Here is a 14,649-nt window from a genome sequence, read left to right on the forward strand (position 1 = left end):
AAATGAATAGTAGAGAAATAGAACAATTAATAAAAGAGGAAGAAAATAACTTAAATAGTTTTTTGCATCTAACAGCTAATGAAAATGTAATATCAGAGTTTGTTTCTCAGGGTTTGTCCGGTACATTTTCAAACAGATATCATCTTGGGCAAATAGACAAATTTAGTGATGATGATATTACTTATTCTAACGGAAATATATATAAAGGTATATCGGCTATTAATAAGTTGGAAAGAATTACATCAATTATATTAAATAATCGTCTTGGGGGCGTTGACACTGATTTTAGACCTCTTTCAGGCGTTCATGCCATGATGTGCACAATTTTGGCTGTCACTGAAGTAAATGATTATGTACTTACTGTAGATCCTGCAACAGGCGGGCACTTTGCAACACAAAATATTATTGAACGAACAGGAAGAAAAGCTTTGACTGTTCCTTTAAATAGAGAAACCCTGACACTTGACTATGATTTTATAGCAAAAATGAAGGACAGAGAAAAAATTAAAATGTTTTATATCGATGATAGTTTTGCCTTTCAACCTATAAACTTTCCGTTATTAAAGGAAATTTTAGGACAAAACACAATTATAGTCTACGATGCATCACACCCTTTTGGTTTTATATTTGCTCAGCAATTTATGAAGCCTATATTAGAAGGATGTGATATTTTGCAGGCCAATACACATAAAATATTTCCAGGACCACAAAAAGGAATTATACATTTTGCAAACAAAGCCTTGGCATCTAAGGTAAAAGAAGAAATTGGAAAAAGTTTAGTCTCCAGCCAACATAGTCATCATACACTTGCACTTCACCTTGCTATACTTGAGATGGATGAATTCTGTGAAGCTTATGCCGAAAAAATAATTAAAAACACAAGGTATTTATACAATTCTTTGGTTGAAAAAGGTTTTTCTATTTTAGAACCATTTCAAAAAAGAGAATTGCTTACTAATCAATTATATATAAAAGTACCTGATGGTCAAAATGCCGAAGGAATTGCTCAGCGATTTTATTCGAATAATATAAGTATAAATATTAGGCGAATATTTGATCAAACCTTTTTAAGAATAGGTCTTCAAGAAGTAACGAGACTGGGGTTTAGTGAAAAAGAAATGGATGAGCTGGCAATTATAATTGAAGATGTAATGTTTAGTAGAAATAAAATAAATATTAGTAAAAGTGTAGAAAATTTTGAACTTCAGGAACGAAAAATGCTTTTTTGTTATCAAGTGTCTAAATTCTCTGAAGAGAAATTGTTAGTAGAGTAAATTTAAGAAAACGATCACTAAGCCTCTAAATGACAAGCTAAAAATAGCTGTAAGAATAAATTAAAACAAGAAAATATAAAAAATGAAACAGAAATTTTATAAAGTTATTATTATATGCTTCATTCTGATAATAAGTAGTTGCTCTACCAAAAAAAGTAAGGAATCACAAGAATTAAGGGAATATGGTATTACTTTATTCGACACACTCAGAGCAAGACAGATACCAATCTATTTCTACAATACTAATGACTGGAAACAAAAAGTAGTGATTTTCAATCATGGTTACGGAAAAAATAATCCGGGGAGTTATAAAACATACTCTAAAATTTGCAGACACTTGGCACAAAATGGATATTTTGTAATATCTATTCAACATGAGATTCCTGGTGATGCTCCATTGGCAATGGAAGGAATTTTTTATGAGACCAGAATGCCCAATTGGGAAAGTGGAGTACAAAATATAAAATTTGTAATTGAAGAAGGTAAAAATATTTTTCCAACATTGGATTGGAAAGATATTACGCTGATAGGGCACTCAAATGGTGGAGACATGACTATGTTATATGCTTCAAAATATCCTCAGTCTATAAAAAATGCGATATCACTTGATAATAGAAGAATGTTACTGCCCAGATCAGAAAGTCCAAGAATTTTAAGTTTAAGGGGAAGTGATTACCCTCCAGAGCCTGGCGTTTTACCAAGTGAAGAAGAACAAGTAAAATTTAAAATGAAAATAATCTACTTGAAAGATATACGTCATTCGGATATGGACGATAAAGGAACGGCATCTCAGGTAGAAACAATTAATAATTATATTATAGATTTTTTAAATGGAAAATAACAAGTATACAGGGTTAGAGATTGCTATTGTGGGTATGTCTTGTAAGTTTCCCGGAGCAGAGAATTATGAAGAGTTCTGGAACAATATTCTAAATGGAGTAGAATCTATAAGCTCTTTATCGAATACAGAATTAGATAATTTGGGCATCTCAGCGAATATTTATAATGATAAAAATTATATAAAGACATACAGGCAAAAACCTGAAAAAAATACTTTGACTATAAGTTTTTTAACTATAGTTTTCAGGAAGCTTTATTGCTGTCACCGCAATCCAGGCTTTTACATCAGCTTATATGGGAGGCGCTTGAAGATAGTAATTTGACAAACACCAGTGAAATTAACGAGTTTACATCACTTTTTATTGGGATGGAAGAAGATTTTAATTGGAAAGTATATGCTTCTTCCGTAATTGATAAATTGGAGGTTGATAAATTTACATTTAAGACTTTAACAAATGTCACGCACATTCCGAGTTTAATTTCAAATAAATTAAATTTTAACGGTAAAAGTTTGTGTGTAAATACTACTTGTTCCAGTTCTATGGTTGCCATAGATATGGCATTTAAAAGTTTACTCCTTGGTGAAACGAATATTGCAATTGCAGGAGGTGCTTACATTAAGAGTAGTCCAGAGTATGGTTATTTATATGATGGAAATTCAGTAGAATCATCTGATGGAAAATGCAGACCTTTTGATAAAAATGCTGATGGAACGGCTTGGGGTGAGGGAGTTGGAATTGTAGTATTAAAGCGTTTAAAAGATGCTATTGCACATGGAGATACTATTCATGGAGTAATAAAAGGAAGTTTTGTAAACAATAACGGAAACAGAAAGGTTAGTCATACTTCTCCAAGTGTAAAAGGACAATCAGAATGTATAAATAAAACTTATAAGAAGTTTTCTATTCAGCCTGAAAGCATATCATATATTGAAGCACATGGTACAGGAACTTCTCTTGGTGACCCTATAGAAATTGAGGCATTGAGTAAAATTAATTTTTCAAAAGAAACCCCTATTGGTTCTGTTAAAGCTAATATAGGACACTTGAATGTTTTGTCAGGTGTAGCTTCATTAATAAAGTCAGTTTTATGTTTAAAGCATAGAAAAATCCCTGCTCAGCTTAATTTTATTGAACCTAATCCTAAAATTGATTTTGCAGCGACACCTTTTTATGTTAACAAGGACTTGCTTGATTTTAAAGAGAAAAACTATCCTTTACGAATTGGGATCAATAATTTTGGTTTAACGGGAGTAAATGCACATTTAATTTTAGAAGAATATGCACAACAGCCTAAACTACAAAATAGTAAAGATGAGATAAAAGTACTGGCGCTAAGTGCCAAAAGTAGTCAATCACTAAATGGACAGATAACCAAAATTAAAAAGCAAGTTGAAAAGTATGATTATGATTTAACAGCTTTGGCTAAAACGTTAAATGTGCACAGAAATCACTTTGATTACAGAAAAGCAATTGCGTTTAATGATAAAAAAGAATTAATAAATGCTCTAGAATTTTCAGTCAACGAATCAAACAAAAATGATAATGTCAATAAAATTGTTTTTTGTTTTGCGGGACAGGGAACCCAATTTTTAAATATGGGTAGAGACTTAGCAGGTAGGTTAAGTACTTTTAAGAAAGAAATAGATAATGGACTTACTTTACTTTCTGCTTATACAGCTATAGACTTTGAACAGATTTTTTGGAATGCGAATATAGATGAATTGGATATAGAAAGTACACATCCATTGATTCTATTGTTTCAACATGCAATAGCTTGCCAGTTGATCGATTTGGGTATTAAGCCACAAGCACTTATGGCGCATAGTTTAGGTGAGTATGCCAGCGCTGTTACAGCTGGAATTATGAGCTTGGAAGATGCCTTAAAAATAGTTTATGAACGGGCAAAGCTTATAAAACAAACAGTAGGAGGAGCCATGATATCGGTATCTGTCGAGAATAGTAACAATATACAAAGTATTATAGAGCAACATAATGTTTCTGTTGCGTCAATAAATACTGAAAATAATATGGTTTTGTCTGGCACCGAAGAAAATATAAAAAGGTTAATGGCAGAGTTTAAAGAAAGTAAAATACCTCATATAAAACTTAATTCAGGTTATGCATTTCATAGTGATGCGCTGAAACCAATTTATAATGCTTTTCTCGAATATTTAGAGCAGTTTAACTTTAATACTCCACAAATTCCTTTTTATTCCAGTTTAACCGGAAATAGAATGAGTGAATTAACAAGTAGTTATTGGGCTGATCAAATGCTAAATCCAGTTAATTTGCATCAGGTAATATCCAACTTCAAGTATGATGAGCAAAGTTTATTTATAGATATTGGTCCCGGTAGTTCCATTACAAAACTAATTAAGGCAAATATCAATAAAGCACAAATAATTAGTTTAAATAAAGAAAATGAAGAAGAGTGGGAAACCTTTATTAAGTCTGTTGGATTACTGTGGGAAGCAGGACTTCCGGTTGACTGGAGTAAAATATATACAGCTACCAATAAAATTTCTTTTTCTAATTATTATTTTGATACTCTTGAATTGCCTGCTGAAGCGGATGGTTTTAAAGAATTAATGACTCGTAGTGAAAAACTCAAAAACTATTACGTATACAAAAAAAGTGGAAAAAGGAAGAAGTAATAAAAAATACAGAAAAGTATAAAACAGTTGTTCATTTTTCTGGTAATCAAAACCTTCAAAACTTTTTTGAAGAACAAGCCGAAAAGGTTATAGAAGTAAAAATAGGTGCCGAGTTTAAAAAAGTCAGTAACATAAGCTATGTTATAAATCCTCTATGTGAAGAAGATTTTTATGAATTATTTAAATCGCTTTACGAAGAGAATCCCACAATAGACGCTATACTACATAGCTGGACACTAGAAGAAATTACAGTTGCCTCACATGCGATTGATATATATTACAAATCAATTGCCTTTTTGGTAAAACAATTAGATAAAGTTATAGGAGATAGCAGGAAGGCGAATATCACTATTATTTCGTCTACATTGTTTAAAACAGCAGAAGAAAGTATTAATCCTTTTAAGGCACTTTTGTTAGGAGTGGCCAGAGTAAGTAATGTAGAATTTAAAAACATTCAAACTAAAGTAATTGATGTTGATGATTTGAGGAATGTTTCTTTTGCTACACTTTATTCCATTATTCTTCAAAATGTAAATACAGCTTTTGCTATAAGAAATCAAAATGTCTACATAGAACATCTGGAAGAAAAGGAAACTGGAGAATATGAATTTAAATATAGAAAAAACGGATTATATCTCGTAACGGGTGGTTACGGAGGAATTGGTTATACTATTTGTTCTACTCTAGGTAAAGAATATTCTGCTCAAATAATTATTGTAGGAACTAAGGAGGACAATGAGACAAAAAGAAAAGAATTAGAAAATTTAGGCGCTGAAATTTTTTATATTCAATCAGATCTTAGCAACAAACACGAACTAGAGGAAAGTTTGCAGAACATTCAAAACCATTTAAATAAATCCATTAATGGGGTGTTTCATACAGCAGGTCTTGGAGACTTTGCAGGTATAATATTAAGAAGGGACATTAATGATATTAAATTGTTTTTGCCAAAAGTGATTGGTACCATTAACCTTAGTGAGAGCTTAAATCAGGATGAGCTAGATTTTTTATTAATTTTTCTTCCAAAGCAGCAACAGTTACCTATCCTGGTCAATTAGCCTATACAGCAGCCAATCTTTTTATTGAAAGTTTTACGGAAAATACCAATGAAAAATATTTTTCAATAGCCTGGCCCGCAATTAAAGATGTTGGTATGGCGCATAATGCCATATTAAATGATAAAACAAGCACCGCCAGAGAGCAAAAGAATTTAAATGAAATTGCATTAGATCCAAAGTTCATCTTCAAAATTATTAGCAATATACTTTTAATAAAAGAGAAGGGGAGTGTAATTTCTAAAAATGAAATAGAAACTTCTCAAAATGATTTTGAAAAAATGTTGATGAGTCATAGTCAACACTTAAGTAAAGAAAGGAATACAAGAAAGAGTTTAAATATAAATTCGGAATTGGTTTTGCCTAAAACAAAAAAAGAAACCCAAATATTAACTATTATAAAAAATGTTTTAAATCTTGATGTTGTAAGTATGAATGATAATTTTTATGACTTAGGTGGAAATTCATTAAGCTCTATGGTCATTTTAAATAGAATAAAAACAGACTTAGGCGTCGAGCTTACTTTAAATGAGTTTCTGGATATGAATACCATTTCAGACATGGTCAACAAAATAGCTGATAAAAGTAAAAAAAGGGAAATTATAATAGAATAATTATGGAGAAATTAATTGAAGAACTAGAAAAAAATGGAGTTTCTATAATTGTTGATGAAGATAAACTTAAAATAATTTTTGATGAAGACAAGGAAATTCCTGAACATTTTTTACAGGAATTGAAAGAAAAGAAGACTGAAATGATTGCATTTCTTAAACAGGAAAAAAATGCATTAGAATTTCCAAATGATAATAATGAATACCCTTGCTCTCCTAATCAAAGAAGTTTATATTTTAATTATAAAAAGGACATTTCTTCGTCTTCTTATAATATGACCTATATCAATGAGCTGAAAGAAATTGTTGATGTAAGCAGGTTTAATAATGCCATAAATGAAGTTGTAAAAAGGCATGAAGCCCTTAGAACATGCTTTGTGGAGAGAAATAATCAACTGAAACAAATCATTGTTCCGGTTCAAGACTCGAAACTTGAGGTAGTTTTATTTAATTACGAAACATATGATGAAGATGAAGTAGTAAAAACTTTAAGAACGGAAGCACAAAAAAGATTTAACTTGGAAGAAGGCTATCCTTTGCGAGTTGTTTTAGTTCAAACGAAAAGTAGAAGTCTGGTGCTTTTAAGCCTCCATCATATTGTAGGTGATTTATTGTCATTAAAAATTATTGCTCAGGAGATTTACGAGATTTATTTAGGAAATAAAACGAATTTTCATCCTCTTAATCAACACTATAAAGATTATTGTGTATGGTTGGAAAAAAAATTAACCGATACTAAGGAAGCAGAAACAATGTGGTTGGAGAAGTTTTCAAACTTGGAAACTACCACTCATTTACAAAATGATTTAAATCTTTCAATAATTAATCCTACTGTAAAATATGCAAACCATTCATTTCCAAAGTTATATTTAAAGACGTTTAAAAAGATTTGCCAAGAAAATAATTCGTCTTTTTATGTCGGATTTTCAAGTCTTGTTTCTTTATTATTAAATAAAATTACAGATACCAAAGATATAATATTTGGTAGTCCCGTTACCGCAAGGCATTTACTCAATCATCAGGATCAGGTGGGGTATTATGTTAATACTATTCCGATTAGAATAAAAATCGATGACGAAATTAGTTTTATTGATTTTTTAAAAAGAAATAAAAATAATATTAATGAATGTATTAATCATAGTTATTACCCTCTTCCATATTTAATAAAAAACCTGCAAAAAAATCAGGAGAATATCAAAGAGCTCTTTAATATTCTAGTAGTGTATCAAAACCAAGAGGAGTTTGAGAAATCAGAATTTGTAAAAAAAATATACGACAAATTAGAGATGTCTGCCAAGTACGATCTTATTATTGAGTTTTCGGACATAATTGGTGGTGATATCAATATTAAAATAGAATATAATGAATCTTTATATAGTGCGGATTATATTAACGTAATCTATAAGGCTCTGTTTAATCTCATTGAAAATGTATGTAAAGAACCCAACACAATATTGCAAGACATAGAATTGATTAATGATGCAGATAAAACTAAAATTCAACTAGAATTAAATAATACTTCAAAAGACTTTCCATCAGATGAAACGATAATTTCTTTATTTAATAAATGTATAGAAAAGTACGCAGACAAAACTGCTATCATACATAAAAATAAAAGTTATTCATTTAATGAGATAAACAGAAAAGCCAATCAGTTGTCTCATTTTTTGAGCAGTAAAGGTGTTAAAAAGGGAGAAATTATTCCTATTAGTACTGATAAATCAGTTGAAACAATTATTGGAATATTAGCTATACTTAAAACAGGGGCAGCTTATTCACCTATAGATAAGCTTTACCCTAAACAAAGACAAGAACAGTTAAGGCAACTTACGGGTGGGAAATTACAATTGGACGAAACACTATGGCAAGAGTTTACAGCCAGAGCTCTAAGTTTTCCGGATACAGCGATAAATACTATCATAAGTCCTGACGACTTACTCTATGTTATTTTTACTTCGGGATCAACTGGAACACCTAAGGGTTGTATGTTAAACAACAAAGGAGTGATTAACCGCTTGCATTGGATGTGGAATTATTATTGTTTTTCCCCTGAAGACACCATCCTTCAAAAGACTTCATTTTCATTTGATGTATCGGTATGGGAACTTTTTCTTCCTTTATGCTGGGGCTGTAAAATGGTATTATCCGAAGATGGCACAGCACAAAAACCAGATCAAATACTAACAATAATAGATAAATACCAAGTAAATCACATTCACTTTGTGCCAAGTATGTTAGAGGCATTTATCAATTACCTGACAGAAAATAAAACGCAATTTACCTCCATAAATTCCTTAAAAAATGTATATACCAGTGGAGAAGCCCTTACGAAACATACAGTAGAGCGATGGTATAGCTATACAGATATCCCTGTCAAAAACTTATATGGGCCTACGGAAGCATCTGTGGATGTTACCTATTATGATGTTCATCCCGATAGTCAGATCATATACATTGGTAAACCAATTGATAATATTAGTATCTACATATTAAATGGCGAAAAGATTTTACCAGTGGGGCTATATGGCGAAATTTGTATAGGTGGAGTAGGCTTGGCAGAGGGTTATTTAGGCGATGTCGAAAAAACCGATGAAAAATTTATTTTCCACAAAAAATTAAACATGAAACTTTATAGAACGGGAGATATAGGAAGATATACAGTAGATGGTTTTATTGAGTTTTTGGGGAGAAAAGATGATCAAATAAAAATTAGAGGGTTTAGAATAGAATTAAATGAAATAGACTATGCGATAACGAATCTTGAGTATATAAAGGCTTCCAGAACGTTGTATGAAAAGAATAAATTGATTTGTTATTTTGTTCCTGAGGATATAAATAATGAAGATATTGAAACTATTATCCGTAATGATATTAAGAAGCTTCTTCCTGATTATATGATACCTCATCTTTTTATTGAAATAGAATCCATTCCCACTACCATAAATGGAAAGTTGGATAGGAATAAATTATTGCAACAGCAAAAAGTTAGAAAAGAACAACCTAGTCTGGCAATTGTTAATAATGAAGAAAAAATATTGTCGATATGGGCAGAAGTATTAGATACAGATATTAAAAATATTGTTCCTTCAAAAAATTTCTTTGAAAATGGAGGTGATTCACTTTCTTTATTAAACCTAATTTCAAAGCTTAACAATATTGGCATCCATATTACATACGATGCATTTATTGAAGCTCCTTTTTTAGCTAACATAATTAATAATGTGATAGGGGATGAGTTAACACCTGTGCAATTAGACGAAAACCCTTTTATTTTATCTCCAATTCAAGAATGGTACTTTGAGAAAAATCCAAGTAATGCTAATTTTTTGATGTATACTACCCATACATTAGAAGAAAATTATTCGACTGAAATGATACAAATAGCATTAAATGCTATTTGTCAAAAGCATTCCTCTTTTCGTTTGAGGTACACGCAAAATCTTTTCTGGCATCAGTATTATGATACAGAAGCATTAACAGAGCAACTCTATGTTTTTAAAGACCTTGGATTTGAAAAGGATAAAAATTTAGAAAATTGTATAGAAGAAGCAGAACAAATTATAGATACGCAAAAAGGACCACTTTTATATGTTACTTTATTTAAACATAATGAAGAAACAGCAATATTTTTTACCTGTCCTCATTTAATAATAGATGCAGTGTCATGGAATATTTTTATTAATGATTTTGTGTATTATTATAATAATCCGTCACTTAAGCCTACTTATACAAAAACCTATAAAGAGTGGTTGTTAAATCATCTAAATAATAGCAATGGAAATATTAATAAGGAAGAAATCAATTATTGGATTGAACAGGCTTCTGATAAGAATATTTACAGGAAGGGTTTTATTACCCAAAATCGAATGGAAAATCTTAATATTCCTAACGTAGATGTAGATAAAAGTTCAAAGAATATCGAAAATATTATCCTGACAGCTTTAACATTTACAATTGGCAAGACATTTCAGTTTGATGATGTTTACTTTGAAAAAGAAGGACATGGTAGAGAGATGGTTAATAAATTTGATAGTTCGGAAATTATTGGATGGTTTACATCAAAATATCCTGTAAAGTACACCACGAATAGAGAAAGTCTTGTGCAAACCTATCATAATGTTGTAAACGCCAATGAAAATAGACGCTATAATGGTGTATGGTTTGATAAATACAAGCGTTTGGCACCTCAACCAATAAGAAATGCCTTAAACAAGGAGTTATCATTTTCATTTAATTATCTGGGTGTATTCAGTCAGTCCAATTTAAATAGTTTTCCTTTAGCGAGACCATTAATTCCACTCAGCACGCATATTAATAGCGAGTACCTTAAGGAAATAAGAAAAAATTTTTACTTATTAGAAGTGAATTGCGGTGTGATAGCAAATGAAATTTTCATCAATTTAAATGCTACTGAAAGACTATGTTTAAATGATGAAGAATGGAATAGTTTTAAAGAACTATTAAATGAGAGTATAAACACTTTAATGGAATATAGTAAAAATGATCCGAAAGATTTTTCAGATGATGATGGCTCATTATCTGATTTTCAGAAAGAATTAATTGCGCACTCTTTAATCAATGAGGACAAATCTGAAAACTATATTATTCAGTGGGAATTTGAAATTAAAAACGCTGATAGAGTTAAATTAAGAAATAGCTGCAGGGATTTGCTTAATAAATTTGAAATACTAAGAACAGCTTATTTCTATGACGTACAAAGAGGAATTTTCCGTAGCGAAGTTTTGAATCTTGAGGACGCTTTTATTTTTAATGAATATTCAGCTGTTACTAACCTTAAAGAAAAGCTTAAACAATTAAAAAATATAGCTGTAGTTGCCGATAAACCACTAATAAAATTTTCACTTATTAATATTGATATCGAAACAGATATATTTGTTATTAGTGCGCATCACGCATTATTGGACGGCCATTCTATGTTTATTTTATTGCATGAACTATTAAACACATACGAGGATAAATCTGTAGAAAAACATTATGTTCCTTATAAAAAATATATACAACACATTCGTTCAAAAGATAAAAAAGTAGCCCTAAATTATTGGAAGACTACACTTTCAATGTTTTTAAAGGAGAAAGTGACGACAAACCTGAATAACAATGCCACTTTTAATGAGCACTCTGTGGCCTTTAAAATCAGCAAAGGAACTCAAGATACTTTAAGATCTAACAAATTAACGCTGTCTTCAGCTTTTAACTTTATCTTCGGAAACACGTATGCCTTATTAAAGAATGAAGAGAAATTGATTTGGGGGAACGTTGTAAATTATAGAACAAATGAAATGGAAAACATGGACGGTATAGTAGGTCCATGTATTAATAGTATTCCAGTTTGTTTTGATTTTAAAAAGCCTGGAACCACCTTGTTTGATGATATTGCTATTTTGCAAAAACAAGTAATTACATCTCAACAATTTTCATATATCTCTTTGCAAGAAATAGTAACTACTGTTGGCCAGAAAAAATTGTTCGATATATTATTCACATATCAAAATTATAAAAAGGCAGAATTAGACAGTATGAACCTGCAAATAGAAATGTTAAATGAAAATATTATTTCTTCTCATTTTCCATTAACGGTTGTTGTACACCAAGTTGCAGAACATGAATTTGCCATACGTGTAAAGTATAATACAGCATTTTATACGGAAGACTTTATACAGAATTTTATTAAAGTTTATACAGATAACATGGAAAAGCTGGAATGTTCTCAGACCAAAACCGCTCTTTCAGTTATTAAAGGAGAATATAAACAAAAAATGCCATTTAAATCACTTATAGAAGGGTTTGAACTTTGGGTAAAGAAATCACCAGATAAAATAGCGCTTTCGTATGTTGGTGAAGAACTCACATATAGGGAGTTAGATGAGAAAGCAAATTTTATCTGTTCTCAACTTATGGATCATAAAGGAGCCAATTGTGTTGTTGTTTGCCTTTCTAACGTACAAAATTATGTGCCGGCGATTATAGGAATTCTTAAAACAGGTTTACATTTTATAAATATTGATGCCAGTTTCTCACAAAAAACAATTGAAAAAATTATTCTACAATTAGAGCCTTCTGTTTTAATAACAGATAATGCAGCAGAAAATTTAGATCCGTTTTTTACCTGTGAAAATAGAATTAATCTACAGCAAGGAATTGGAAAAAAATCAGCTGCTCCAACAATAAATATAGAGAATCAGGAATTAGTAACAATTAACTATACTTCTGGATCCACGGGTGTACCTAAATTAGTAAAGATTGATAATAAAAGTCATTTAAACAGATTAAATTGGTTATTGCAAAATTTTCCGGCAACAACAGATGATCAGTATGTTCTAAAATCTTCTTTTTCTTTTGCTCCTGCACTTCGCGAAGTGTTTGAGCCTTTATGTCAGGGATCAACATTGCATATTATAAATAACAATATGTTAAAAAATGTAGATGAGTTTTGTTCATTTATGAAAAAGAACAAAATAACAAGGATTTTTCTTACTCCATCGTACATTAAATTACTAATAGCAAATAACAAATTAGTTGATCTAAAAGAAGTAAGGATTATAGAAGTAAGCGGCGAATCTTATTCTTATGATCTGGTAGAAACGTTAAATAAAGTACTGCCAAATACCATTATATTGAATCGTTATGGTTGTACAGAGGCAGCTTCTGTTGTATATCATACTTTTTCAAAAGAATTACCGATTTCTGAAAAGAGAATCCCATCCGGGAAACCCATTTATAATACAGAAATAATTGTTTGTAATGAAGAAGATCAAATCGTTCCAATTGGCGTGATTGGTACTATTTTAATTAAATCAGATTGTCTGTCGCTTGGTTATGTAAATGCAGAAGCCAATAAAAATAAGTTTATCGAACGAGAAGGAACTATCTGGTTAAACACGGAGGATCTTGGATATATTGGCGAAGATGGAAACCTTTATTATGTGAGTAGAGGTACCAGAATGGTAAAAATAAGGGGATATCGTGTAGAACTAGATGAATTGGAGGTTATTGCAAAGAATCACCCAGATATAAAGAACGCATATGCAGATGTTGAAACAAACGAATATGGCAACTTTATCGTGTTTTATTACAGTTCATTTTCAAAGAAACCTATTGGTAGTACAGAGCTAAAAGAATATTTTGTAGGTGAATTGCCAGAATATGCAATACCTCATAAATATGTTTTCATTTCAGTTTTTCCACTAACGTTAAATGGTAAAATAGATGCTCAGGAACTAAAAAAAATGTCTATTCCGATATTGACAAAGGATCAAAACACTCCACTAGATAAATCATTGGAAAAAAGCATAGAAAATATTTTAAAAGAATTATTAAAAATAGAAGAAGATATTGATCCCATGGATGATTTTAGATCACTTGGGTTAGACTCTATTCTGTCTTTGTATTTCCTCCACAAATTGCACAATGTACTGGGAATAAAATCAGATCCTATATTATTATACAAAAATAATACTATCAGACTTTTTGCAAATGCTATAAAAAGTATTGATAATCAAGCAGGCTATAGTATCATAAAACCAGAAAGTAAGCATATTGTTTTTGTTATAACACCTGCAAGTGACGCCGCAATTGATTTTCAATTTATAAATGAAATACTAACATATGACTATAACCTGGTAATTTTTGATCCTGTAAGATTGGATAAAGAAACAACAGTAAACATGGAAACTCTTGCAATGCATTATACAAAGGAAATTAATGACTACCTGAGTACAATAATTGATGTTGAAAGCGTGAGTATTGCCGGATGGTCTCTGGGCGCCACTATTGCTTATGAAGTAAGCGCTCTTTTTAAGAAAGAGAACGTAGTTTTTGACCATTTAATGTTAATTGACCCCGGGTTTTATTATCAGGATTATGATGATCAAGTCACAAGAACATCACTTACAATCTCTTTAGAGAAGTTAGATCCGGAAAAAATATTTACAGATCGTTATATTGATGCTGCGTTAAAGGCGAACCAGTTAATAAGAAACTATAATCCGAAAAAGTTAGATCGAAAGATAATTTTAGTAAAACCTAAAACCATTAGTTCTTTTGAAAGAAATTATAATCATAAGTTGAATCAATTAGATGAAATAGGTAATACAACAATTGAGTTACTTGAGATTAATGGAAATCATATGACCATGATGCAAAATATGGAAGGAATACTAGAGTTGTTTAATCAGATAATACACAATTGATAA

6 protein-coding genes and 2 pseudogenes are annotated in these 14,649 nt (G+C 30.7%); all 8 read left to right on the forward strand.

Annotated features, from left to right (window positions below; translation table 11 throughout):
• Nucleotides 1-2: 2 nt before the first annotated feature.
• The 8 genes and pseudogenes from ACZZZT_RS12580 to ACZZZT_RS12615 all read left to right on the forward strand — a co-directional run bounded on the left by ACZZZT_RS12580 (nt 3) and on the right by ACZZZT_RS12615 (nt 14,646).
• Nucleotides 3-1,274, forward strand: a complete 1,272-nt coding sequence (locus ACZZZT_RS12580) for a PLP-dependent aminotransferase family protein (protein ID WP_463460629.1) — start codon at nt 3-5, stop codon at nt 1,272-1,274.
• Between the two features lie 82 nt (nt 1,275-1,356).
• Nucleotides 1,357-2,115, forward strand: coding sequence for an alpha/beta fold hydrolase (locus ACZZZT_RS12585; protein WP_463460630.1), 759 nt, complete (start codon nt 1,357-1,359; stop codon nt 2,113-2,115).
• Nucleotides 2,105-2,437 (forward strand): beta-ketoacyl synthase N-terminal-like domain-containing protein, encoded by a 333-nt coding sequence (locus ACZZZT_RS12590; RefSeq protein WP_463460631.1) that lies wholly within the window; start codon nt 2,105-2,107, stop codon nt 2,435-2,437. The genes ACZZZT_RS12585 and ACZZZT_RS12590 overlap by 11 nt, the downstream gene beginning before the upstream one ends.
• Nucleotides 2,335-2,868: pseudogene (locus ACZZZT_RS12595) on the forward strand (beta-ketoacyl [acyl carrier protein] synthase domain-containing protein); the annotation flags it as partial. The gene ACZZZT_RS12590 and the pseudogene ACZZZT_RS12595, both read left to right, overlap by 103 nt.
• Nucleotides 2,869-2,910: 42 nt before the next feature.
• A complete protein-coding gene (locus tag ACZZZT_RS12600; protein ID WP_463462421.1) occupies nt 2,911-4,770 on the forward strand; it encodes an acyltransferase domain-containing protein in 1,860 nt (619 codons plus the stop codon).
• Nucleotides 4,770-5,854, forward strand: a pseudogene (locus tag ACZZZT_RS12605) (SDR family NAD(P)-dependent oxidoreductase); the annotation flags it as partial. The gene ACZZZT_RS12600 and the pseudogene ACZZZT_RS12605, both read left to right, overlap by 1 nt.
• 69 nt (nt 5,855-5,923) lie before the next feature.
• Nucleotides 5,924-6,439, forward strand: a complete 516-nt coding sequence (locus ACZZZT_RS12610; RefSeq protein ID WP_463462422.1) for a phosphopantetheine-binding protein — start codon at nt 5,924-5,926, stop codon at nt 6,437-6,439.
• Between the two features lie 2 nt (nt 6,440-6,441).
• Nucleotides 6,442-14,646: an amino acid adenylation domain-containing protein gene (locus tag ACZZZT_RS12615; RefSeq protein WP_463460632.1), complete on the forward strand. Its 8,205-nt coding sequence runs from the start codon at nt 6,442-6,444 to the stop codon at nt 14,644-14,646.
• Nucleotides 14,647-14,649: the final 3 nt, after the last annotated feature.

The organism is Flavobacterium sp. AC274 (genome assembly GCF_979258275.1).

Coding starts and splice junctions, on each gene's coding strand:
- ACZZZT_RS12580 (WP_463460629.1), top strand. CDS start 3: ATGAATAGTAGAGAAATAGAACAATTAATAAAAGAGGAAGAAAATAAC.
- ACZZZT_RS12610 (WP_463462422.1), top strand. CDS start 5,924: ATGGCGCATAATGCCATATTAAATGATAAAACAAGCACCGCCAGAGAG.
- ACZZZT_RS12585 (WP_463460630.1), top strand. CDS start 1,357: ATGAAACAGAAATTTTATAAAGTTATTATTATATGCTTCATTCTGATA.
- ACZZZT_RS12590 (WP_463460631.1), top strand. CDS start 2,105: ATGGAAAATAACAAGTATACAGGGTTAGAGATTGCTATTGTGGGTATG.
- ACZZZT_RS12615 (WP_463460632.1), top strand. CDS start 6,442: ATGGAGAAATTAATTGAAGAACTAGAAAAAAATGGAGTTTCTATAATT.